General features: G+C 35.4%; 19 protein-coding genes. 11 read left to right on the forward strand and 8 right to left on the reverse strand.

The features are described 5' to 3' along the window. Window positions 1–14: 14 nt before the first annotated feature. Window positions 15–203, forward strand: a complete 189-nt coding sequence (locus tag IQ215_RS06730; protein WP_193800548.1) for an NAD(P)H dehydrogenase subunit NdhS — start codon at window positions 15–17, stop codon at window positions 201–203. A gap of 346 nt (window positions 204–549) precedes the next feature. On the opposite strand, the gene IQ215_RS06735 is transcribed toward IQ215_RS06730, so the two are convergent. Together IQ215_RS06735 and IQ215_RS06740 are read right to left on the reverse strand one after the other, a co-directional pair. Continuing rightward, entirely contained in the window at window positions 550–1,719 is a 1,170-nt protein-coding gene (locus IQ215_RS06735) for a pyridoxal phosphate-dependent aminotransferase (RefSeq protein ID WP_206688531.1), read from the reverse strand. 185 nt (window positions 1,720–1,904) lie between these two features. After that, window positions 1,905–2,180: a YiaA/YiaB family inner membrane protein gene (locus tag IQ215_RS06740; protein ID WP_193800549.1), complete on the reverse strand. Its 276-nt coding sequence runs from the start codon at window positions 2,178–2,180 to the stop codon at window positions 1,905–1,907. Between the two features lie 392 nt (window positions 2,181–2,572). On the opposite strand from IQ215_RS06740, the gene IQ215_RS06745 reads away from it, so the two are divergent. The 3 genes from IQ215_RS06745 (at window position 2,573) to IQ215_RS06755 (ending at window position 5,093) form a co-directional block, all read left to right on the forward strand. After that, window positions 2,573–3,265 (forward strand): MerR family transcriptional regulator, encoded by a 693-nt coding sequence (locus IQ215_RS06745; RefSeq protein WP_193800550.1) that lies wholly within the window; start codon window positions 2,573–2,575, stop codon window positions 3,263–3,265. A gap of 2 nt (window positions 3,266–3,267) precedes the next feature. Then, complete coding sequence (locus tag IQ215_RS06750; protein WP_193800551.1) at window positions 3,268–4,506, forward strand: vWA domain-containing protein; 1,239 nt, start codon at window positions 3,268–3,270, stop codon at window positions 4,504–4,506. 110 nt (window positions 4,507–4,616) lie between these two features. Then, a complete protein-coding gene (locus tag IQ215_RS06755) occupies window positions 4,617–5,093 on the forward strand; it encodes a hypothetical protein (protein ID WP_206688532.1) in 477 nt (158 codons plus the stop codon). Between the two features lie 81 nt (window positions 5,094–5,174). Here IQ215_RS06755 and IQ215_RS06760 read toward each other — a convergent pair whose 3' ends face one another. From IQ215_RS06760 to IQ215_RS06775, 4 genes are all read right to left on the reverse strand, one after another. Beyond that, window positions 5,175–6,758 carry an Hsp70 family protein gene (locus IQ215_RS06760; protein ID WP_193800552.1) on the reverse strand — a complete coding sequence of 528 codons (1,584 nt, stop codon included), beginning with the start codon at window positions 6,756–6,758 and terminating at the stop codon, window positions 5,175–5,177. 160 nt (window positions 6,759–6,918) lie between these two features. Continuing rightward, window positions 6,919–8,976, reverse strand: coding sequence for a thioredoxin domain-containing protein (locus tag IQ215_RS06765; RefSeq protein WP_193800553.1), 2,058 nt, complete (start codon window positions 8,974–8,976; stop codon window positions 6,919–6,921). A gap of 75 nt (window positions 8,977–9,051) precedes the next feature. Next, on the reverse strand, window positions 9,052–9,996 hold the full coding sequence (locus IQ215_RS06770) for an NAD-dependent epimerase/dehydratase family protein (protein WP_193800554.1): 945 nt from the start codon (window positions 9,994–9,996) through the stop codon (window positions 9,052–9,054). 64 nt (window positions 9,997–10,060) lie between these two features. Beyond that, the gene (locus IQ215_RS06775; protein WP_193800555.1) at window positions 10,061–13,087 is read right to left on the reverse strand and encodes an AAA family ATPase; all 3,027 of its coding nucleotides are present in this window, start codon (window positions 13,085–13,087) and stop codon (window positions 10,061–10,063) included. A 184-nt stretch (window positions 13,088–13,271) separates the two neighbouring features. On the opposite strand from IQ215_RS06775, the gene IQ215_RS06780 reads away from it, so the two are divergent. The 3 genes from IQ215_RS06780 to IQ215_RS06790 all read left to right on the forward strand — a co-directional run bounded on the left by IQ215_RS06780 (window position 13,272) and on the right by IQ215_RS06790 (window position 17,559). Further along, window positions 13,272–15,389: a hybrid sensor histidine kinase/response regulator gene (locus tag IQ215_RS06780; protein WP_241735273.1), complete on the forward strand. Its 2,118-nt coding sequence runs from the start codon at window positions 13,272–13,274 to the stop codon at window positions 15,387–15,389. A 222-nt stretch (window positions 15,390–15,611) separates the two neighbouring features. Beyond that, a complete protein-coding gene (locus IQ215_RS06785; RefSeq protein ID WP_015221859.1) occupies window positions 15,612–16,814 on the forward strand; it encodes a phosphoglycerate kinase in 1,203 nt (400 codons plus the stop codon). A gap of 226 nt (window positions 16,815–17,040) precedes the next feature. Then, window positions 17,041–17,559, forward strand: coding sequence for a Ycf51 family protein (locus IQ215_RS06790; RefSeq protein ID WP_193800556.1), 519 nt, complete (start codon window positions 17,041–17,043; stop codon window positions 17,557–17,559). A gap of 61 nt (window positions 17,560–17,620) precedes the next feature. On the opposite strand, the gene IQ215_RS06795 is transcribed toward IQ215_RS06790, so the two are convergent. Both IQ215_RS06795 and IQ215_RS06800 read right to left on the reverse strand, forming a co-directional pair. Then, on the reverse strand, window positions 17,621–18,772 hold the full coding sequence (locus IQ215_RS06795) for a cysteine desulfurase family protein (RefSeq protein ID WP_193800557.1): 1,152 nt from the start codon (window positions 18,770–18,772) through the stop codon (window positions 17,621–17,623). A 36-nt stretch (window positions 18,773–18,808) separates the two neighbouring features. After that, on the reverse strand, window positions 18,809–19,693 hold the full coding sequence (locus IQ215_RS06800; protein ID WP_193800558.1) for a WYL domain-containing protein: 885 nt from the start codon (window positions 19,691–19,693) through the stop codon (window positions 18,809–18,811). Between the two features lie 432 nt (window positions 19,694–20,125). Between IQ215_RS06800 and IQ215_RS06805 the strand changes: the two genes are divergently transcribed. The 4 genes from IQ215_RS06805 (at window position 20,126) to cas5d (ending at window position 25,010) form a co-directional block, all read left to right on the forward strand. After that, on the forward strand, window positions 20,126–20,314 hold the full coding sequence (locus tag IQ215_RS06805) for a hypothetical protein (protein WP_193800559.1): 189 nt from the start codon (window positions 20,126–20,128) through the stop codon (window positions 20,312–20,314). Window positions 20,315–20,392: 78 nt separating this feature from the next. Further along, window positions 20,393–23,074, forward strand: coding sequence for a CRISPR-associated protein Csc3 (locus tag IQ215_RS06810; protein WP_193800560.1), 2,682 nt, complete (start codon window positions 20,393–20,395; stop codon window positions 23,072–23,074). A gap of 73 nt (window positions 23,075–23,147) precedes the next feature. Beyond that, window positions 23,148–24,152, forward strand: a complete 1,005-nt coding sequence (gene cas7d / locus IQ215_RS06815) for a type I-D CRISPR-associated protein Cas7/Csc2 (protein ID WP_193800561.1) — start codon at window positions 23,148–23,150, stop codon at window positions 24,150–24,152. Between the two features lie 81 nt (window positions 24,153–24,233). Further along, on the forward strand, window positions 24,234–25,010 hold the full coding sequence (gene cas5d / locus IQ215_RS06820; protein ID WP_193800562.1) for a type I-D CRISPR-associated protein Cas5/Csc1: 777 nt from the start codon (window positions 24,234–24,236) through the stop codon (window positions 25,008–25,010). The last annotated feature ends 11 nt before the right edge of the window (window positions 25,011–25,021 follow it).

The raw sequence follows: 25,021 nt of genomic DNA on the forward strand, positions 1-25,021 counted from the left end.
GAGGATTTATAGTTATGATTATTTTACCTGGTTCTGTGGTTAAGGTGAATAACCCTGATGATATTTACCATGATTTTCAAGGTTTGGTACAGAGGGTTTCTGATGGTAAGGCTGCGGTTTTATTTGAGGGGGGCAATTGGGATAAGTTAATTACTTTTAGGTTATCTGAATTGGAAATTTTCGATCCTAAGGCGAAGAAATAATGGTTAACCTCTGTTTGGGATAAATTTTATAGTCTTGTCAAGGTGTTAGGTATCAGGTGTCATAGCAAGTTCGGATAATCAGTTATAAATAGATTGTATATTCGTGACCCCACCGTGTAATTCATTGCACGGCTAACGGTGATTCGTTCAATAAATTGAACTAAGATATTACTCATTTGTAAGTGATCAAGCGAATTTGATGTAATGGTTAGCCTCTATTTGGGATAATGGTTTTCAGTATCTTTAGGTGGTAGGTTATCGTTTGTTAATTATTGTCAATTGTTAATTAACTGATGTTATCCCGAACTCACGTTAGTTAAATGGTGGGCAATGCCCACCCTACGGGCTAAATTAGTTTGTTGACAAATTGGCTAAATTTTTCTAATCCTTTGTTAATGGATGCCATGTCGGTGGCGTAAGAAAAACGAATACATCTATCTTCACCAAAGGCTATACCTGGGATGGTGGCGACGTTTTCTTCTTGGAGTAATTTTTTGCAAAAGTCAAGGGAGGTTAATCCTGTGGCATTTATATCGACAAAAAGATAAAATGCGCCTTGGGGCATGGGGGCGCTGATGTGGGGAATGCTGTTGATGGCTTGATAGATAATTTTTCTTCTTTGGCTAAAAGCGTCTAACATGGTTTTGACACAGTCTTGGGATGAGGTTAAGGCTGCGATCGCACCATATTGAGCAAAGGTACATACGTTAGATGTACTATGGCCCTGCACTTTTACCATGGCTTTAATAATTTCCGTGGGAGCGGCTACATAACCGACACGCCATCCCGTCATGGAATAGGCTTTGGCAAAACCGTTACTGGTGATGGTACGTTTAAAAATTTCTTCATTTACCGCCCCAATGCTTAAATGGGTAGCTCCATCATAAAGAATTTTTTCATAAATTTCGTCGGATACTACCAAGATGTCATGGTCGATAATTACTTGGGCTAGAGCCTTGATTTCTTCTGGGCTATACACTGCCCCTGTGGGGTTAGAAGGGCTGTTGAGGACAAATAATTTAGTTTTTGGGGTAATAGCTTGTTTTAATTGGTTTGCAGTGATTTTGTAGCCATTTGCGGCGGTGGTAGGAACAATGACGGATTTTCCTCCTGCCAAAGTAACCATTTCAGGATAGCTCAACCAGTAGGGTGCGGGAATAATTACCTCATCCCCTGCTTCAATTAATACCATCATCAGGTTATATAAAGAGTGTTTGCCCCCATTGGTGACGATGATGTTTTCTGGTTGATAATTTAAGTTATTATCTTTTTGTAGTTTATGGGCGATCGCCTCTCGTAACGGTAACTCACCAACCGCCGCTCCATATTTCGTTTTACCATCATCCAGAGCTTTTTTTGCCGCCTCCTTAATGTGCGCTGGGGTATCAAAATCAGGCTCTCCCGCACTAAAACTACACACATCCAACCCCTGAGCCTTCATTGCCTTAGCTTCTGCGGTGATAGTTAAAGTAATAGAAGGATTAACCTGAGCAATTCTTTGAGCTAATTTAATCATGTTTTATTATAAAAATTTATCTTTTCACCATTTTAAATATTAAATAGTGTGCGGGGGTTAAAAAAATAACAAACTTCAGCTTTGTTACAAAACGTAAATCTACTCCATAAAAAACAAGGGGTAAAAGAATCATTGATCATTGTTTACTTTTCATTACCCCTTTATCACCCCATTTCTCCATTAACTCACGAATGATTATGCTCAGCCAAAATTCTTTCCACCTTAGCTTCTTCTAACTTTGATATTATCCTAGTAGATTCATGGAGATCCCTTTGAGTTTTAGTTAAACTTACCGTAGAGCCAATAGAAAACAATAATCCCATACCCATAAACGCCTTTATCCAAGAGTTCACAGGCATATAAAAAATACCAATAGATGTTACACTCACAGAAATTATAAACGATAACCATGTTTGAATGACCCACGCAGAGCTATGGTTTTGAGTTATTTGTTCTTTCATATTTGATACTGATATAGTAGATAGTCTTTATTTTATGAAAGATTAATTTGCACAAGGGAAATCATGTGACACTACTTCAATTGTCTGTTTCAATACATTATACCCATTCATACCAAACGGAAAAATAAACATGAATAGGTGTTAGATTTTAATAATAAGTTTAGTCAATTAATTTGATTCAATGGTTTCAGTTATATAAAATTCGGAACATTAGTTATAAATAGATTCTATCTTCGCAGTTATCCCACCGTGTAAACAATTGACCGAAAATATAGATTAATCACCTCAAGGAATAGGGAAGATATTATTTTGTTTATGCTTGATTACTCAAAACCAATATTACAGTATAAATTGTTATTGACGTTTTAAGAATAAATAGATATATTAAGAATATGGATTTAAAAAGCCTAGAAAACAGCCATCAAGAATGGCTAATCGATCAATTTGTGGAGGTAGCCAACCAACTATTACCCGACTATTTCCCCGAGATAAAAGGTAATACCAAAGTAAAAGAAGAAATTAACACCCGTCTGGTGCGTAGTTATACCAGTCAAAAATTAATGGATGAACCCATCCGCCAAAGTCGTTATGCTTTTTATAACTATCGTCATCTATTACAGTTACTGTTAATTAAACGTTTATTGAGTGACGGTATCGGTACATCAGCTATTAACGATTTATTAACCTCGAAAACTAATCAGGAGTTAAAAAGTTTATTAGTCGGGGGGGTACAAATTCATATTACCACTGCCCATCCCACGGTTTCTGATAATGCTGGTTCGAGTAATTCGGCTTTGGATTTTTTGGCGGATTTAAAGAAAAATAAACCTTCTACGCCTCTGCAATTTAGACCTTCTCATCAGAACGAGCGTACTATGTCTGCATTGGATAATTCCCTTGCTGATAACCTCGGCAAAGATGAGTTGGATATGTCGGAGGGGGAAAGGTGGACTCGTTTAAGGGTTGTGGATGGTTTAGAGTTACATATTCGTGATGATTTTCTTTATCCCAATAGTATCAAGGAAAAGGAATCATTGATGGAACATTTGAGCAATATTTTAAGTAAATGGTTTAAAAAGAGGTAATTATGAGCAATATTAAGCCCCTAGTGCAATTTATTTGTTTAAGGGATGCGATTTCTTCCGATAAGGTTACTAATCTTGATGTGGTTGTCAGGATAACAGTGCCTGAGATTAAAACTAATCAAAAACGTCCTATGCTTAATTTAGGGTTGGTAATAGATCGTTCTGGGTCGATGCACGGCGCTAAGATGGAGTATGCCCGTCAAGCGGCTATTTATGGGGTGCAACAGTTGCTAGAGTGCGATCGTCTCAGTGTTACCATTTATGATGATGAGGTGGAAGTTATTATTCCTTCTCAACAGGTAAAGGATAAATCTGATATTATCAACCGCATCAAAAGAATCCAACCCGATGGCATGACGGCATTATATGACGGTTGGTTAGAAGGAGCAACCCAAGTTAGTCAACATCTACAACCTGAATCATTAAATCGAGTTATTCTTTTATCCGATGGTTTGGCTAATGTGGGGGAAACGAATCCTGATGTAATAGGGAATGATGTCCATGGTTTGAGTAAGAGGGGAGTTAGTACCACTACCATGGGTATTGGAGATGATTTTAATGAGGATTTGATGCAGGGTATTGCTTTATCAGGTGATGGTAATTATTACTATATCCAAAACCCAGATCAATTACCTACTATCTTCAATGCAGAGTTACAGGGGATAATGGCAACCATCGGGCAAAGGGTGAGTTTAGGTGTCAGAACTTTTGCAGGGGTTGAATTGGTGGATGTGTTTAATGATTTGGAGAAGACGGAGTATGGTAATTATAAGTTACCGAATTTGATTGCGGGGAATGAGTTTGATATGGTGTTACGGTTGAAAATACCTGCCATGGCAAAGTCTGAGTGTTTGGTAAATTTCCGTCTGGCTTATGATGATAGTGAAACGCAATCAAGAAAGGTATCTCACCATAAGTTACAGTTACCTGTAGTTAATTCGGCCCAATTGCATGATTATCCTTTTAATGAGAAGGTAAAAACAAAAGTCGCTCAGTTAGTGGCTTCACGGGCAAAAGAGGAGGCGGTAAGAAACCTTGACAGAGGAGATATACAGGGTACAAGAGAGCGTTTACAGATGGCGAAACAGGAGATGATGGATTCTGGTATATCTCTTGAGATGATGGCGCCTGAGATGGCGGAAATGGATGATTTATTGCAGGATTTGGATGAGGGTAAGACTAAATCTATGCGTAAGAATGCTCAATTTCAAAACTACAATAAGCGCCGTAGTCGTCCTTAATTTTGTAGTAAGCCCTTTAGGGCTTATATCAATAAATATTAATAAAATGCTATATTAGCTTGTCAAAATTGATAAACTTCAAATACATAAATAAATCTCAGCCTAACATAATGATCAATTTAGAACGTCTTTTATGGACAAAAAATGTCAGACCTAGCGATGGTACATGGGCTTATATGAACTTCAACATAGGGCAATTATTTAAACTAGGATGGAAAGCTACAGCTAACAAAAAAGATTACTTTAATGCAGATCAACTTGAAAGAAATGATTTAATTCTACTCCGGCAACACGGCTATGTAAGTCATTTAGTAAAAGTGTTAAATCGTCAGGCTGAGTATGATGACTTAACTGGTGATTTTATTTTTTACCGTATAGTCGAAATTGTCTGGAAAATTGATAATATTATACCCCCTTCAGAAAATTATAAAGCTGATAAGATATTTGACTTTCCAGAAGTTCTTCATTTTATGGGCGGAAATGCGATGAAATTGCAGGATTTGCCTACGTTTCAGGAGGCTTGGAACCATAGAGGTGGTATCTCAGCATTTCAATCACACGTTGAGTCAAAATTAGAACTAATATGAAATCTAAAAAAAATTGCTATAAATATAATTCAGCTGGGGTATCATTTTAGAGGTTTTATTTGTCGCAAACATTTAAGTATTTCATCTAAGTTGAGCAACGGTATAGTTTTCCAATAAGGTTTCATTGGTCAATAAATCTTCCACAGTAATTTTGAGGGTGCATTGTTCATCTACGATGAATGATACCTTAATTCGATCGCTCCCTGGCATTCCCACAGGATTTAAAGGTGCGATATTTCTTCCCCCTTCTTTATCATTCAAAGGTTGCACTGTTGTATTACCGTTAGTTACTTGTTTTGTTACAATGCGATCGCCATCAAAATATACTTCAGTGCTAGTGGTTTCTTGCCCTAATTCACCGATAATTAATTCAATATTAGGTTGATTTTCCACCGATGCTCCAAGATAAAGGGGAATGGGATTTGTCATGGGGTAGGGTTGCCCACTGGGTATGATAGTGTGCCAGTCATGGCGATTTTTGCGACGATTCCAATAACGAATACCATAACTATGGTAGAGAAAATCTTTTACTTGTAAGCCTTCTTCGATTTTTAATGCACCCATGGCAATAGCTGAAAAAGGACGATCGCACTTTATTTTTTCTGGGTTAAAATATTGTTGTAACCAAGTTTGTAGGGCGGGAATTTGGCTACTACCTCCCACGAGTAAGACTTTTTCAATATTTTCTTTAACCACTCCATTACGTTGGGCTTGTTGTAGGAGATTATTGATAAGACTATCTAATTGGGTAAAAAATTGATTTTCAGTTAATATTTGTTCAAAGGTTTTCCTATCTAAAGATAACTCATAGGTTTCTAAGGTGCGATCGTTAAAATAAATTTCCTCAGCGGTTTCTTCTTGAGACAATTTAATTTTAATTTTTTCTACCAATCGACTAATTAAACTTGATTTTGCTATATCTTTTTCCCTGTGAAAATAATCCATTAACCAATTATCTAAATCAGCCCCCCCCAAATTCATTCCTGCCTTAGCAATTACCTTCGCAACCTTATTTTTTTGAGCCGAACTTTTCCCTAATACCTTTTCACCCCATTTTAAAATAAATCCTTGAGCTTGTTTACTTTTTCCTAACTCTAATTGTACTAAAGAAAAATCAATAGTTCCTCCCCCAAAATCAATCACTAAAATAAAATCATCATTCTCTGTTTCATAGCCCAAGGCAGCTGCTGTTGGTTCGTCAATAATTCTAACCTGTTCAATTTCCCACTTTTGACAAACATCTGTTAACCAATTTCGATAACTTTCAAAGCTATCCACTGGCACAGTAATAATTAGGGAATCTGGCTTTTCTGATAATTCTTTTAATACCCCAGATAAAAACCATTCTCCTACCTGTTCAAAGGTGATATTTTTACTATCTAAATCTGGTAAAAACCCTTGAATATTTGAACCTATGCCCCTTTTAAAATTATTAAAAAATCTTTGATTATTATCAATATCTAATCCTTGATCTCTGACTGTTTGCCCTATTAATAAGTCATTATTTTGAGCGTTTTTGACGTATATTAAACTAGGAATTAATTCTGGATTTAGATTAGTTTTTTGAGAAATATTTGTTAATTTAACTATTTCCGTTGTTTGAGTATCTGGATCAAATTTTGCAATAACCGTATTACTTGTACCAAAATCAATTGCGATCGCCATTATACTATGTTCAGAAAAAGTAAATTTTATTTATTGTCTAAATATTTTAATTAAATTTATCAGAATAGGGGTAAATCCGCAAACTAGATCAAAGATAAATCAGTTGTTTATTTTAGTTATTTTAATATTTTTGAGGAAATATCAAAGATAAAAAAGTAGATTATCCCCCCGTAATAGTAATTTGCTCAATAATTTGGTCTTTACTTAAAGCAGGTTCTAAACATGATAAACCACGACAAACTAAACCTACACTATTATCAGGAATATCTTTACTAATACAAGGCACAAAATTTGGTAAATATAACTGATTTAAATCCGCTAAAAGTTGTACATTACTTTTCACACTACTACCATCCAAAAACCATTTCAACCCAACAAATAAACTAGGACAACTCACGGGAGATTGAGTCATTTTTTCAGCAAATAACTTAAGGGTTTTTTCTGCCTTATCAAAATACTCCAAATTATCAGTCATTAATCCTAGACGTACTAAATTAGCGACAGCAACACCGTTAGGAGAAGGAGTAGCATTATCAATATAACCCTTCTCTTTGATTAATAAATCATCACTATTATCATAAGCATTATTGTAATAACCTCCATTTTCTTGATCATAACAATAACGATCAAATTCCCCTTGTACTTTTATGGCTTTTTCTAACCAATAATTTCCCGCATTTAAGGAATTTTGTTGTAAATCAAGGAGAGCTTTAATTAAAAAAGCATAGTCTTCAGATTGTGCCAACACACTCACTTTGTTACCATAATTTAAACGGTGTAATCTTTGATTTTCCCATTGATTTTTGAGGATAAATTTAACAGCAGTTTCCGCTAAATCTAAATATTTACTATCTCCAAAAACGCCAAAAGCCCTTGCCAAACCAGAAATCATTAAACTATTCCATGCTACGATCATCTTTGTGTCAGTAACAGGAGGAATACGCCCTAACCACTCTAGGGATTTAGCTTCATCATTGTTACGGGCTGGGGGAAAATTAGTCACCTTATCAGGTTTACACCCGTAGCGCATGGTAAACAGTTTATCAAGGGCGGTTTTAACCGTAGGGTTAAGAGGTTTATCGGGGTGTTTTTGTAGCACATTTTTGCCCTCAAAATTACCCTCATTACTAATGGTAAATACTTCTTGAAAAGCAATTAATTCTTCATGGGTGAGAATTTGTTGTAAGTCGAGATAGTGCCAAATATAAAAATCTCCTTCCTCTGGCTCTTCATCTTGAATATTAGCAAAATTATCGGCATCCTGAGAACTATAAAAATAACCTTCAGGGGCGGCCATTTCCCTTTCTAGCCAAGCTAAAGTACCTTCACAGGCGGTGCGATATTGGGTGGTTTCGGTGCCACTACTCCACAAATTCGCCAGAAATTCCATGATTAAACCATTATCATAGAGCATTTTTTCAAAGTGGGGAACTGTCCAAGTGGAATCAACGGTATAGCGATGAAATCCACCACCCACATGATCATAAATTCCGCCATTAACTAAGTCTGTGCCTCTTTCTATCGCTAGTTGATGGACTTTATGGGCGCTTTCGGGGGGAAGGGAGTGAATACCCATTAGGGTGGTATTACCGTAGGGCATCATGGGAAAACGGGGGCTTCCGTATTGGTTACGGGCCAGAATTTGGCTATTTTTTTGTAATCCTTCGAGAAGGAGTTTTGAGTTAATGGGGTTATCGGGGTTGGGGTTAAAGCTGCTGTTGTGGTGAAGGATGTCGATAATTTCGTTTTTAAGGTTGTTAAGTTTGTCTGTTTGTTGATGGTAGAAGTTGTGGAGGGATTCAAGGATTTGTAGGAAGCCTGGCCGCCCGTAACGGGGTTCGAGGGGAAAATATGTACCACCATAAAAGGGAACTAAATCATCGGGGGTAAGGAAGATATTAAGGGGCCATCCTCCTTGCCCTGTCATCATTTGTAGGGCTTGCATATAGATGCTGTCGATGTCTGGCCTTTCTTCTCTATCTACTTTGATGGCGATAAAGTTATTGTTAAGGTAAAGTGCGATCGCACCGTCAGAAAAAGCCTCACCTTCCATAACAGTACACCAATGACAACTAGAATACCCAATGGAAAGAAAAATAGGTTTTTGTTCTTGTTTTGCTTTATTTAAGGCTTCTTCACCCCAAGAATACCAGTTTATGGGGTTGTGGGCGTGTTTACGTAGGTAAAGACTTTGAGCGTGAAGAAGATTATTAGGCATGGGTATAAAAGGCGTTGTCGTTGTTACCTTGATTTTATCAAAAATCTTGGGTTTAATATACGGATAATTGTCTATTTAGTGACTTTCAAGGTGGGCAATAATTTGTTCATCTACACTAAAATCGGTGTCTTTTTTATCTCTTTGATTAGCTAAGTAATCATTTTCAAATGATTCTTTTAACCCTGAAATTAAATCATATTTAGGTTGCCATGATAAGTCTTTTTGGGCTTTGGAAATATCGGTAAAAAAGTGTTGCATTCTGATGGGAAATGCTTTTCTTTTTCCTATATCAATTTGATTGGGGTCATAATATCTAATATCAATGTCATTGGGATTTTTTCCCATGGCGGAGGCACAAGCAAGGGCTAATCCTGTGAAGGTGGTAAAACGATCGCCCGATATGTTATATATTTGTCCTATGGCTTTACTATTACCTAATACCCTTGTCATGGCTGATGCTAAGTCTTCCACATGACCAAATTGAGTAATATATAAACCATGGTGGGGAATTGGTATGGGTAAATTACGCCCTAAACGATCAAAAAACCAGTTTTCGAGATCATTATAATTGCCTGAGCCGTAGATGTACACGGGGCGAATGGAAGTGAAGGGGATACCCGATTGTTTAAGGTAGGCTTCGGTTTCAAATTTACCTCGGTGACGACTTTCGGGGTTGAGAGGGTCATCTTCTCGGTGGGGCATCTGATGGGATGGTAAGTAAACCCCCGCCGAGCTTACATAGACAAAATGGGATACTTGATCATAAAATAAATCTACAAGGGGTTTTGTATCTGATAAGGTGCGCCCGTTGTTGTCAAAAATGGCGTCAAATTTTTCTCCTTTTAACTTTTCTTGTAATTGTACCGCTGAAGTGCGATCGCCCCTAATTTGTTGAATACCATCCACGGGGGCGGGGTTATTACCTCTGTTAAATAAAACCACTTCATGGCCTTGATTTACTAACATTTTGGTAAGGGAAACCCCAATAAATCTAGTCCCCCCCATGATTAAAATACGCATATAATATATACTCAAACTCTACAATGCCCATTGTACAGTCAAAGAGAAATATAAGGTGACACCATCAAACCGAGAGACTAATTTGAGAGCCGTTATCGGTTTTATATACCTCAATACGAGATTGAAAAGCCTCTTTAAATTGGGGCATATGGGTAACAGTCAAAATACAGGCAAAATCATCGGCAATCTTATTTAAAGCACCTATCAGGAGGTTACAACCTGTGTCGTCTTGAGTACCAAAACCTTCGTCAATAATTAATAATTGTAGCGCCGTACCCGATCTTTGGGTCAAAATACGGGAAAGGGCAAGACGAATAGAAAAATTAATCCGAAAACTTTCACCCCCCGAATAGGTTTCATAAGACCTTGTTCCTTGGGCATCGGAGATGATAATATCAAGGGTATCTTTAAAATTTGACTTAGATTTTTTCGATTTAGTTGTTTTCTCTTTTTGGGTAATAAATTGGATATGTAATTGATTATTAGTCAGACGACTTAAAATTTGATTTGCCTCGGCTTCTAATTGAGGTAAAAGATTTTCTATCATTAGGGCTTGAATACCGTTTTTGCCAAATGCTTTTTGTAATTCGGCATAAATACGATAGTTTTTCTCTATATCTTTAAGTTCTTTTTGTATATATTTTAGTTGTTTTTCATCTTTTTTAATATTATCTAAAGATTGTTCTATACTTCCTTTTTTACTTAAAAACTCATTTATTTTGGTTCTAGTCAAGTTTACTTGTTGTTGAAGTTTGTTGATTTCTTCTTTATAGTCAACAAGGGTTGATAATTTTTGTTTTAAGTCATTAATGTTTGCTTCTTTTTCTTGAATTTCTTGATTATATTTAACTATTTTTTCTTGATATTCACTTATTTTATTTTCTAATGATGGTATTCTTTTTTTAGCATCTTCTAGTTTTGAATACTCAAATTGATAATTTTGTAATTCTTGAATTTTTTTCCTTACCTGTTCATGATATTCTTCAGTGTAATTAATTTTTAATATTTTTTGGTTAACATCTTCAATATTTTGTTGTATATTTGAGTTATTTTTTAAATCTTCTAATTGTTTTGTAAAACTACTTAATTCTGTTGTATATTTATTAATATCTTGTTCAATAGTAGAAATTTTCTGTTCAGCATCCAATAATTTTTGATGATTACTTTCAGCCCAACGATATTTATATTCATTTTCTTTAACTAAACTATAGGTTTCCTCACTATAATTTAAGGCTTTTATTTTCTCTTTAACTTCGCTTAATTCTTGATTAATATCAGGGAGATAATTTTGAGCATCGATAAGAAGAATTAAATTATTTTTTTGCGTGGAAATTTCTTCTAATTGTTCATAAACATCATCCATGCTATTAAGATAATTTTCTAATCTAGCACACTCCTTTTGTAAACCTTCTTCCTTACTTAATTGACGTTGTAAATCTTGATATTCTTTATTTAATTCGGCTAAAGTGCGATCGCACTTTATAATATCAGAATCATATTGCCAATAGGAATTTTCGAGATTTTTTAACTCCTTCAAGCCACTATCAATAACATGACGAAGATGGGCATCATCTAACGGAGACTCACACACAGGGCAAACAGCATCATTATCAGCCCGTAAAGTATTTAACTTTTGATTAATTTCCTCAATCTGTTGATGAATATCATTTTTGTAACCTAAAAATCGTTTTTTATCTGCTAATTGATTAGCCTTTTTTTCCTCAATCCTAGTTAAATAATTCCTTTGTTTACCAATACTATCTAACTCTTGAGAAACATCAAAATATTGTTTTCTAACCTCAGGAATTTGTTGTAACTTTTCTTGTAAAGGATACTCTTGTTTTTCTAATTGCTCTACTTTAGCAGATAATTTAGCCTCCTCCTTTTCTAACTCCTTAATTAAACTAGATTCCTGCTGTTGTAAATAATAAAAATCATTTTTAACTAAGTCCAACTGAACAAATTTATCATGGTAATATTTAAACTGTGCTAAATCATTAATAACGTCATCCTTATTAGCGACAATCTTTTCTTTTTCTAACTTATCATCTTCCAATTGCCCCAAGCGGAAATTAACATTACTAATATTTTGCTCTAAATCATTAATTCCTTGCCGTAAAGTTTCCTCTAAATTATTTCTTTCACTTATTAACCTCTTATACTCCTTCAATTTTTCCGTCAAAATTGTATCTTCCGCCAAACACTTTTCCCAATATTGATAATTATTAATAATCTCATCCTCTTTGCCCATCCTATCCCTTAAACTCTCCATCTCCTCAAGCAATAATCTTTTATCCTCCACCAACTTATCAAGATTACTCCTAATCTCTAATAACTGATTATTTTGCCATATCAACTCTTTCTCTACCGTATCTCTTTGAGTGCCTAAAACTTGAAATTCCTTTAAACTTTTTTCAGCATTATTATGCTCATTTTGATGATAAACCAAATCTTGATTAACATTATCAAGGGCAAAAAGATGACTTTCCTTCTCCTCCAACTTATTTTCCAATAAATCCCACTGCCCCTGAAGACGATTTTTTTCCTCCGTATAACCCTTCGCCATTTCCTTTGCCCTATCAGCAATTTTGTCATACTCATCCAACTTAAGTAATTTAACCAAAATCTCCTTTCTTTGAGCAGCCGCATAAGTCATAAACTTATCCGCTTGCCCTTGCTGTAAATAAGCAGAATTAACAAAAGTATCATAATCTATCTTTAAACAATCATTAATTCTTTCTTGGGTTTCATTTATCCCCTTTGCTGAAATAGAATTAAAATTATCATGGCTAAAAATTTGAAAATCTAAAGTTGAGCTTCCTTTTCTTTGTTTAGTACGAATAACACGATAAACTTGCCCACCATAACTAAATTCAAAATCAACCCTAGTATTTTTTTCCCCTAAATGAATGACATCTTCACTACCTTTTGCCCTTGTTTTACCCCAAATAGCCCAAGTAATGGCTTCTAATAAAGAAGACTTTCCAGCGCCATTAGCGCCACAGATACAAGCCGTGTGTAAACCATCAAAATCTAAAGTAGCCTGACGATAGCTAAGAAAGTTTTGTAAGATAAGTTTTTTGGGAATCATAACAAGAGGAGGAATAAAATATCTATTTTGATATTCCGAACCAAGAAAATCTTGGCTAAAATTTTTTAAATACTCGGAATAGTCTCTATATTTGATTTATAACATGAAAAACCCTATGTTTTTCTTTTAATGATTCTTCCTTTATTTCATTTATCCCTAAAATATCAGGGTTGGGCGAATATTCATGACATTAATAAAATACAAAAATTTGTTAATCATATCCTTGGGCATCACCATGACAGGGGTTTCTTTTTTTCTTTTCCATCTTTTGACTATAAGGGAAAAAGAACAAATTGAACAACAAATTTCAGCTCAATTAGTTAATACTGAAAATAAAATTCAACGTAAATTAGAAGCAGAAATAAATGGGTTACAAAGATTTGTGAAAGGTTGGCAATTTAGAAAAGGTTATAACCGTTTAGAGTGGGAAAATGATGTTACCAATTTTTTATTAAATAGAGCTGGTTATCAGGCAATACATTGGGTTGATACTGATTATATTGTACGCTGGATTGTCCCTGAGAAGGGAAATGAAAAGGCTTTAAATTTAGATCTAACTTTTGAAGAAAAAAGATTAGAATCTTTAACAAAAGCAAGGGAAATTAGAGAAAGTTATATTAGTCCTCAGGTTAATTTAGTTCAAGGGGGAGAGGGTTTTATTATTTATAATCCTATATTTATTGATGATGAATTTGATGGTTTTATTGTGGGGGTATTTAACACTGATGCTTTATTTAATTTTCTATTAAGGGATGAAACTATTAATGGTTATGAAGTTTTTATTTATGATAACAATTCGTTGATTTATAGCACTACCTATGAAGATGAAAAAGATAATTTGTCGTGGCGAAAAAATAGTAATTTTAGCTATAAGGGCATTGAATGGGAAATAGCTTTTATTCCTAACAATAGTTTAATTAGAGAAAATCAATCTCCCCTTCCTCTGGTGGTTTTGATTGCGGGGGTAGTTATTTCTTGGTTATTGGTATGGGGTTTAAATTCTTTGTGGAATGCTAGTAATCGTAATGTGTTGTTGGAGAAAGCGAGGGCGGAAGCCGAAAGCGCTAATGATGCTAAGAGTCAATTTTTAGCGATGATGAGTCATGAAATTCGTACTCCCCTTAATGGTATATTTGGCATTCTCAATTTATTAAAGGATACTTCTTTAAGTGATGAGCAATATGATTTTATTCAAACCATTGAGGATAGTGGTAAAAGTTTGTTGTTGATTATTAATGATATTTTAGATTTTTCTAAGATTGAGTCGGGGAGATTACATTTAGTGTCTGAGGATTTTAATTTACAACAGTGTATTAAGAATGTGATTGATTTGCTTAGTTTTCAAGCAAAAAGTCAGGGATTAGATTTGAGGTTGTTATGGGCATCTGATACTCCTGTATATGTGCGGGGAGATGTGGGGCGTGTGCGACAGGTGTTGATTAATTTAATTGGTAATGCTTTAAAGTTTACGAAACAAGGGGGGGTAACGGTGGAGGTTACGAGGATTGATGATGGGGAGGATGGTTATTTAATTCAATTTGTGGTGAAGGATACGGGCATTGGTATTGCTAAGGAAAATCAGGAGAAGTTGTTTAATCCTTTTGTACAAGCGGATGGGGCGATAAATCGTCGCTATGGAGGCACGGGTTTGGGTTTGGTGATTAGTCGTCGTTTGGCTAGGTTGATGGGAGGTGATATTTGGTTTAGTAGTGAGTTGGGTTTTGGTTCTAATTTTTATTTTACTATAAAGGTAGTAGGTGCGATCGCCCCTGAGTCGGTTTCCCAAGGTATTGCGGCATCGGAAAGTAAATTAAAAGTGAGTGGGGAAAATATCTCTATCCATTTGCCCCAAAAAGCCCTGGGGGCGCTGTCAGTTAAGCAACAAAATTGTTTCACCTCAGACAAAAAAGCCCATAATAGTTTGCGAATTTTAGTGGCAGAAGATAACCCCGTCAATCAAAAAGTCGCCCTTTTATTACTAAAAAAATTGGGCTATTCCCCCGCCATCGCCACCAATGGTTTAAAAGTGGTAGAAGCCTTTGAGGAAAATAGTTATGATATTGTGCTGATGGATATGCAAATGCCCGAAATGGATGGTTTAAGCGCCACCCAGTGGATTAGAAAAAATATTCAAAATTCCCAACAACCTTATATTATCGCCATGACGGCTAATGCGACAAAAAATGATGAAAAACGCTGTTTTGAGGCAGGAATGGATGACTACATCAGTAAACCTTTTGATTTTCAAGTTTTAACCGAAAAATTACATTTTTTAGAAACGGTAGTCAGTGAAATTGGTTAAGGTATGATTTTTAGTTTACTTTGGCAATAGGGAATGGGTAATGGGCAAAGGTACAATCTATTTATAACGAATTTGCCGAACTTGATATAACACCATGAATATGAGAATCAAACAAAACCATTATCAATTGTGAATTGTCCATCATCATTGTAAAATTTGCAAAGAGTAAAGTTTTTTACTTTAAATATATTAAATTTTTGATAAACAAAAGGACATATATCCATGGCAAAAAAAACTATTGCAAATTTAAGCGCATCAGATTTAGAGGGAAAAAGAGTATTAGTCAGGGTTGATTTTAACGTACCCATGGACGGCGGAAAAATCACCGATGACACCCGTATTAGAGCCGCTTTGCCCACCATTAACGAATTAACCTCAAAAGGAGCAAAAGTAATTTTATGTAGCCATATGGGGCGTCCCAAGGGTGAGGTAAAAGATAGTTTGCGTTTAACCGCTGTGGGTGTACGTTTATCCGAGTTATTGGGTAAAAATGTTGTTAAATGTGATGATTGTATTGGTGATGCCGTCACTGCCGCTGTTAATGGTTTGAATAATGGCGATGTAGCATTACTCGAAAATCTCCGTTTTTATAAGGAAGAGGAAGCCAATGACGCTGAATTTGCCAAAAAATTAGCTAGTAACGCTGATTTATACGTAAATGATGCTTTTGGTACTGCCCACCGCGCCCATGCTTCTACTGAGGGGGTTACTCACCATCTTTCTACTTCTGTGGCAGGTTTCTTGATTGAGAAGGAATTAGAATTTTTACAAAAAGCCATCGAAGCCCCTAAACGCCCTCTAGTAGCCATTATTGGTGGTTCTAAGGTTTCTAGTAAAATTGGGGTAATTGAAACTTTACTGGAAAAATGTGACAAACTCATCATCGGTGGTGGAATGATTTTCACTTTCTACAAAGCCCGTGGTTTGGCTGTGGGTAAGTCTTTGGTTGAGGAAGATAAGTTAGAATTGGCTAAGGCTTTGGAAGCTAAGGCAAAAGAAAGAGGAGTGGAATTTTTATTACCTACTGATGTGGTGGTAGCTGATAATTTTGCCCCCGATGCTAATGCTCAAACCGTTGCGGTGGAAAATATTCCCGATGGTTGGATGGGCTTAGATATTGGCCCTGATGCTATTAAAACTTTCCAAGATGCCCTCGCTGATTGTGGTAGCGTTATCTGGAATGGCCCTATGGGTGTGTTTGAATTTGATAAATTTGCTCAAGGTACAGAGGCGATCGCCCATACCCTTGCAGGATTAACTGAAGGTGGTACAATTACTATCATCGGCGGTGGAGACTCCGTAGCGGCGGTAGAAAAAGTAGGGGTAGCCGAAAAAATGAGCCACATTTCCACTGGTGGTGGTGCAAGTTTAGAGTTATTAGAAGGTAAAGTATTACCCGGTATCGCTGCTTTAAACGAAGCCTAATTTTTAGGTTTCAGGTGTCAGGTATTAGGTGTTAGGTATTAGGAATTAGGGTAAATCCTCTATACAGAGTAAACTAATAAAATTAATTAACAAATATATTTAAATAATGAATTTTAGTTCAATTTATTGAACGTTGACTCTTAGCCGTGAAATTCATTGCATGATGGGTTATGGTAATTTTTACTCCATTCCCTATTCTCCATTCCTTCAATTATCAATTACATTTATGGAATCTACTTTAGACTTTGCCACTTATACATTATGGTCTGCCTATGGCACCATTGCATTTTTAATTTTGGCCATTCTCGGATTTATTTTTAAATGGGGTTTTCGTTTCCGCTTTGTGGGTGCGACAGGCTTTATGATAGTGTTAACCATTGGCTTATTTGGCTTAAGTTTAGGCTTATTTGGGCGCCCGACTATCCCCAATGCTACTCGCTTTAACCTCGTTTATGACAATGGCGCTAATCAAGCGGTAATTGCTGTATCTAATGATATTACTAAAGAGCAATTGGAAGCGACTCTACAACAAGCCGCCGTTGATTTATTTTCCTATGGCAGAAGTGCCACTGATGGTGATGCTAAGTTAACCGTTAGGGCAAGGGCGCAATACCATGGTGATGGTTTTACTTATCCTATCTATTTAGGGCAATTAAGGCGATCGCTCTTTGAACAGGAAGATGATAACATTGATTTACAAATATTTGATCAAGAGTTTGCCCGTTTACAATCTTTGCAAAGTTAATTTGACTCTATTCCCTTGATAATGGATTACTCAGACACAAAAAATTATCATACCTTGTGAGTTATTCTGTCTCGAGAATACGTTTAATGATTTGCTTTATTACCATAGCAGTCCATTCTATATCTTCCTTGGTGGTGTGATGAGCTAAACTTATTCTAATGCCTTTAACGGCTTCTTGTGGATTGTAACCCATGGCAAGGAGGATTTTAGATGGCTGAGTTTTACCACTGTTACAAGCTGAACCTGCACTGATAGCGATACCTGCAAAGTTTAATTCTCTGACCATTTTACGCCCTGTCAGTTGCCCTGAATCTGATTTTATAAGAAAACTAGCATGATGGGGCAACCGGTGCAATAAATCCCCTGTAATGACTAAATGGTGACATGGGGATAATAGTTCAAAAAGATAGTCTCTTAATTCTCTTAGTTTCAGGCTTTCGGATTCTAAATCCTCTTGGGCTAATTGGGATGCTAAACCCATAGATGCGATCGCACCTAATGCCTGTGTACCTGATCTTAAACCTTTTTCTTGTCCTCCGCCACCGTTGAGGGGTTGTAATCTTACTCCCTGACGGATATATAAAGCCCCTGCCCCTTGAATGCCATAGTATTTATGGGCGGAAAGGGATAATAAATCCACTGCTAAATCTTCCACGTCAATGGTTAAACGCCCTGCTATTTGCACGGCATCGGTGTGGAATAAAATCCCATTTTTTTTGGCAATGGTGGCTAATTCTTTGATGGGTTGAATGGTGCCTACTTCACTTTGCCCGTAGATAATAGAGACTAAAACAGTATTATCTTGAATGGCTTGGGCTAAGTCTTGGGGGTTAACTCTGCCTTTACGGTTGACTGGTAAACGGGTTACTTGCCATCCTTTATCCTCTAACATTTGGGCCGGAAGGGCGATCGCACTGTGTTCCACTGCAGATATAATGATATGTTGAGGATTAGAATATTGAGCAGTAATCCCAAATATCGCCAAGTTATCGGCTTCCGTGCCTCCTGATGTAAAAATAATTGAATCGGGGGAAGGTGCATTAATTAGAGACGCAACCTGCCACCTTGCTTTTTCGAGGGTTAGACTAGCCCTTTCTCCCCAATGATGCAAACTAGAAGGATTACCCCATCCCTGTTGTAAAGTCTTCTGCATGAGGTTAATTACTTCCTGACGAGGGGCAGTAGTGGCACAGGAATCAAGGTAAATCTGCATAGAAGAGTAATAATAGACTTGGTTGCTATTACTATTTTAGCCATCCTCCGAAGGATTTTCCCTGTAGATTTGATGGAGGGCGGATAATTTTTGAGAAAATTTTTCCCTGAGAGATAATGGGGCAATTATTTCGCATTCATCCCAATATTTAGCCATTTCCCTAAAAAACCAAAAGCTACTTGAAACTTTACGGATAATTAATCGAGATGGGGGGTTACCTTCTATCTCTCCTTGGAAAATATCATCTTGTTTGATTTCTTCTTTTCCATAACTGAAGGCTAATCTTCCATATAGTTTAAATTGCACTTCAATCATATCTAATTCTGGTTGCCATGCTAATTTTAGGGGGTTTACTACGGCTTCCTGGATGCGATCGAGTCTTAATGTTCGATTATGCTTTAATTCTATTATGTCTTCATTTCCTTCTGTTTCTTGACAGGTACAGATTAAGTATTGATGTTTTTCTATTATCTTTAATTGTCCGTGAACTATACTAAAGTTCCACAGGTTTTCGGAAGCGTCTTGATAAATCAAATTAAAGGGTTGTTGTCTTTTAATGAAGTTTTCAATGTTGTTACGCCATAGGGGTTTTGGTTTTGCTAAAAATTGCTCAATTTCACGGGTTATAAAGATGTCTTGTAATTCGCTTCTTTCTATCAATATTCGGGCAATTTCTTCTGCTTCTAGGATAAAACCGAAGTCTAATAGTAATTTTCTCGCTTTTTCTAAGGTTTCTATTCTTTGACTATTCCAATCATCATTGACTATTATCTTTAATTGTTTAAGGGCGATCGCCTTTATTAACTTCGATACATTAGGTTTATCCCCCCAAGTCTTACCAAATTCCAAAGCCAAATTTTCCAAGGCCTTCTTTTCTCTTTCGCCAATGGATAGGGTGACAGCTTGATTTTTTCTCGTCATACAAAATGTCCGTGTATTTTATATTTATATTTTGTTGTTATTTCTATTTTACTAGTTTATTATGGTGGTATCGATAACTTACGGACAGTATTTAAATGAAATTAGAATTGCAAAAAGAAAAGCCAGAGTTAAGCTCTGACTCAGAATCCCTTAAAGGTATTATTTGGTTTCGTAAAAAATTTCCATTTATCACCTTGCTGTTTCAATCCCTTATAGGTATTGACTATATTATTTTAACTAAAACTTAATGTCTTTGGTTTTTCAATGAAGAACAAAACAAATTAATCACATTGCTAACAATAAAAAATATGTTATATTAAAAACGAGCTAGGAAATTTACCCTAACCCATTATTTGATAAATCTTCTTACTTTATAGGTTAAGGGATAGAAACTCTAGTTCGCAACAAAAAATTAACTTATGGAGGTTTTTAATGAAAAAGAATCTTTGTGATCGCATGATTGAATTAATGTCAGATGGTGCGTGGTATTCTTCCGATGAATTAGTGGAAAGTATTAGCCATCGATTTTCTGCAACCATGCACCTCTTAAGAAAAGAAGGTTATGAATTTGAAAAGAGACGTATTGAAGGACAAAAACACGAGTATCGCTTAGTAATTTAAACAGCGATCGCAATATAAGCAAATTATTAATATCAGTAGGGGATATATTCTCCTACTCTTGAAAAAGGAAAGATAAAAATGCCAAGTTTATTAAATAGACAAGCAAAATCTATAGATGAGCGATATTTTGCTGAAATTCGTCCTAAACTGTATGAAAATCATGGTAAACATTATCAATATGGTAGTCGCAAAGGCAAAACTTTAGCAGAACATTTAGACTCAGCCTGTCAATTTGTACTTACAGTAACAAAAATGGCTAAGGTTGATGAAGAAAAAAGAGGAAAAATCCTCTCGGCTACTGCCGTACATGATTTAAACAAATTGGATGAAACAGGAAGAAATGTTAAACAGTTAGCGAGAAATCGAGAATTTTTAACAGAACAATTAGAGAAAGCCTGTGTTATTGATTTAGTGAAAACAGAGGAAGATTTTGAGTTAGTCAGACGTTTAATTGAAAGGCACTCAGGGCATAGTGCCAGTGATGGAATGCGTTTTTTACCTGAAGATGAGAATATAGAGAAATGGTCAGCAATGTTAATTGGTGCGGACTTATTTGATTTAGGAATCTCTGAATCTGAGCGTATTCGGAAAGTAGAAAATGAGTTAACTGTTGCTTTAGGTAGAGTAAGCAACCTTTTTAAAGTTACTATTTCTGAGGATAGAGGTTATTTGACTTCTCTGCTATTAGGTGCTTGTGAAGATGTTTTAACAAAATATAATTTAACTCCTTTAGCTATTTTTCCTGACGGTGAATTATTTGAGGGAAAAAGTTTTCCTGAACATGATTTAACTCCAGAAATTGCCCAAATTTGGCAACAAAAAATAAATCGAGTTTTTGGGGGAAATATTGAACAATTGGTTAAAGCTACTACTAGCGGAATTAAGATTGATGATAAAGCAATTAATCAAGATTTAGAAGAAACTTTAATTCAAGTTCAAGCCTTATTAGAAAAGAAAAAAGCTAGTTATAAAGCAGATAAACTTAGTCAGGATATTAATAAACACGGTGGAAAAGCTGGAGAAGAAGCTATTTTACAAGCTAAAAATTTGAGTTTAATTCCTGTTAGTAATGATGAAGAATTTGCTATTAGTGAAGGGTTAAAAGCTATTTACGTTAGTTATGGCAAAAAAGGGGCAGGATTAACACCTGAACAATCATGGCAAAAAATATATGATTATTTAAATTTATCCCCAGAAAAAAGAGAGGTTCTTAAACTTTTTGATGCTTTGTATGGACGTTGTTTATTTGCAGTAAAAGCAGTCAATAATTTTGAGGAAATTTTGACTATGTTAAAGGATTCTTTTGAAATGAGGAAAAAAGTAGAATCATCTACTTCTCAAGTATCAGAAGAAATGATTAAAGCTGTTGCTAAAATACTTAATTTACCGCAAAAAAGAACATGGCAAGGTCAACAAGAATTAAACGCTTATATAGAAGCTAATCCTCGCAAAAGATGTTCTTTAGGGAATACTTCAATGGAGATACAAGAATTAATTTCCCGTGAAATGCCTCCAGAAACGAAAGTGCAATCATTTTCTAACCGTCTTCCCGGTGGTATTAGTGCTGAACCAAAAAGGCAAGGAGATTCAATTTCTGCGTTAGCTTATCAATTAATGGCAGTAGGGGCTAATTTTCCAAATTCTGCAAAACAAGAGCCTTTATATCTTCATTTTGCTTTACCTCAAGGTTCAAGTCCAGAATTATTGAGGATTTGGCGATATTTTTTGGAAAGAACGACAGAAACCAACGGAGAATGGGGAACTGTTAGTGTCGATGAAACTAAACTTTATCGAGACAATGAGATGGACTGGAAAGCTAATAAAGTCGTTGGTTTTGCTTTTCCTAAACGCCCAGATTTTATTCATTCAACAGTTATTCTTCCTGTTTTGTGGGGTGATGTCAATAATTCTGTAGCTTTATTAAAGTCTCTGAGGTTAGCTTTAGAAATCTCTTTAGCAGTTGATTTTGGCTTTCCTTTTATTCTCAGTAATAACTTGGAAATTGAAACAACTAACAATTATTTTGCCAGAGTCGAAGGAATACCATCTAGTTTACAACCATTATTAAGTAGTGGTGAATATCAACGGGAAGGACATTTAAGCGAAACTGAAAGAAAAATTAATGATACTGCCGAGAAAATTTTAACTAGGTTACGTTGTTTAGGGGAAATTGTTTTTATTATTTCTAGTCCTAAAAAATGGAATGATTGTCTTTATGAATTAGCTTGTACTGCTAAAAAACCTTTAGATTATTATTTCGTAATTTTAAGGTGGATTTTACGAGAAAAAGAAGACCCTAATTTTGAATATTTTTGGGGGAAAATTTGTCAACCTTTATTTACTTTACTGGATAGTCTTATGCCTAATGAACATCAGTTATTAACTCAATATCTCAAAGAAGCGGCTCATCTTGCTGAAGTTGGGAAATTAAGGGGAAGTTCTTTTAAACGGACTTCTCAAGTAGAACCTTTTGCTGAATTTTTAAAAGCAATTCGTTCTCGTAAATCTCATTTGGATTGGGATGTCGTTTTTGCTTCTTTAACTCAGGAGTATCATAACCGTTTAGATCGGATTCGTGAACATGGAGTTGGGGCAAATAAATATGAGCAAATTAAGGAATATTATCAAGTTTTACGAAAAATATTTGAGGAGATTTATCAATGTCGTCCTGAAAAAATTTTGAGTGATAAAAAAACCCTTGAGTCTGCTTATTTATTCTTTCTACAAGAAGCTCGTCAAGAACTCAAACAAAAAGACTGAGAATAAAACAGACAAACAAAAACCAAATCTACTCTATCAAATTCAATTAATCATTAAATAATAGGAGAAAATTATGTCCATTGAAAAATTAAGCTCTTTTTTAGCCTCAACTTACGAAAATTTTCCCAAAGGTAGAACCATTAGTTTAGTCGTTTTAAGAACCACTCAATCAGAAACTATTTTCCGTACAGAAGGAAGTGGTGAACCAATGTCCAGTGAGTTTGTTCAAGCAGGGCTAGAAAATACCGAAATTATACCCCGTTTAGTAATGACAAAACGGAAACAAATTGCCCCAGAAAGACGCAAAGGGCGTGAATTTTTAAGACAATATAACCTATTGTATAATGCTAAAGGAGATACTATTTGTTCGTTAAATACTAATGCACCCTGTGAAATGTGTATTGATTGTTTTCTCTATGGTTTTGCCGCAGGGGGTGAAGGGGCGCAAAAAAGTCGAGTTTGGACTGAGGATGCTTTTTCTATCCTTCCTAGTACAGAGTTAATAGGCGATCGCACTATCAATGCTTTATATGAAAATGGTACAATGCGAGATGAAACGGGTAAAGCATCAACAGCGTTAAATACCAGTGAGTATATTAAGCCGAGTGTTCATTTTCTGGATATTGTTACCCTGAAAGACGTTACTGCCGATGAATTACGGTATGCAGTAGGAAACATTCTGTTAACTACTCGTTATGGTGCAGTATCAAGTCGAGTGGGTAGAATGGATAATGAAATTTTAGGGGTTTTTGGTGGTTTTGCTGAATTACCTAGTTCTTTAGAGTTAGTACAACAAGTTTTTGATTTATTGAGCAAGACTGATAATGTCACTTTAGAACATCCCTTACAAAAAGATAGTGTAGTCAATGCAGTGAAATCTATTATCAATCAATGGACTAATAAAAGAGGAATTTCTGTGCAATTAAATGAAGAAGAATTAAATAATTTAGTTGCTGATATTGATACAAATTGGTCAATGGAAAAACAAGAAGAATTTTTAGCCCGTTTAAATAAAACTTACGAATCTTATCGTCAAATTCCTGCGGAAAACACCTCAAAAAAATCAAAAGGTAAGTAACCTAAATTGAATTGTATCGACTAACGAAAATTTTGTGGGCAATGCCCACTGCACAACCTTTATTTATAGTGAGAATAATTGATGTCACATTTAAAGTCAGATTTGGCAGAAAAAAAAGTAACGTTTCCTACTTGTAAAAAAGCTCAAATAATTGAATTATGGTGCGCTGAACCTGTTTTCTTTGCGTCCAGAGAATTATCTGATACTTACTATACAGAAGGTGTTATTGGCAATTATGCCCTAGCTTATGCTTTAGGTTGGGCTTATTCTCCTTATCGTTTAACAGGAACAGCAACCACTAAACCTACTTATATTGAAGATTTATCAGATTTAGATTGTTATATCCTACCAGCATGGGCAATAGATAATCATATTTCCTATCGTTTTGAAAGATTTAATGCTTTATCTGATGCTTATTGGTTTGCGATGAGTAATAATCGAGTAGTGATTAATCGTGAAGATTTACCTTTAAAACGGACAGGTAAAAAGCCATCATCTTATCGCCCTAGTAATTTTCCACAGACAGGAAGATTAAAGATGATAGAAAGAGGTAATTTATTTGAAACTATTGTTTTTGGAGAAGTAGAATTACCTGAATATATAAGAGTAGGAAAATTTAAAAGTAAAGTAAAAATAACAGTTAAAAAAGAATCATTAATTGAATATTTACCCACGGCAAAATATCCATGTAAAACTTACTTAAATTCAGCAGATTTACCTGAAAATATTAGCTATTTTTCTTTTGACATTTTAGCGATTCCTCCTGTTTCCATACTCAAAAATTTACAGTTTGAAGGAGAAGCATGGCGAATAGATGATTTTATTGTTCCAGCTAATCTTAAATTTTGTCAATCTTAACAGAATAAAAA

The sequence above is a fragment of the Cyanobacterium stanieri LEGE 03274 genome (assembly GCF_015207825.1).
GTDB classification, from domain to species: domain Bacteria; phylum Cyanobacteriota; class Cyanobacteriia; order Cyanobacteriales; family Cyanobacteriaceae; genus Cyanobacterium; species Cyanobacterium stanieri_B.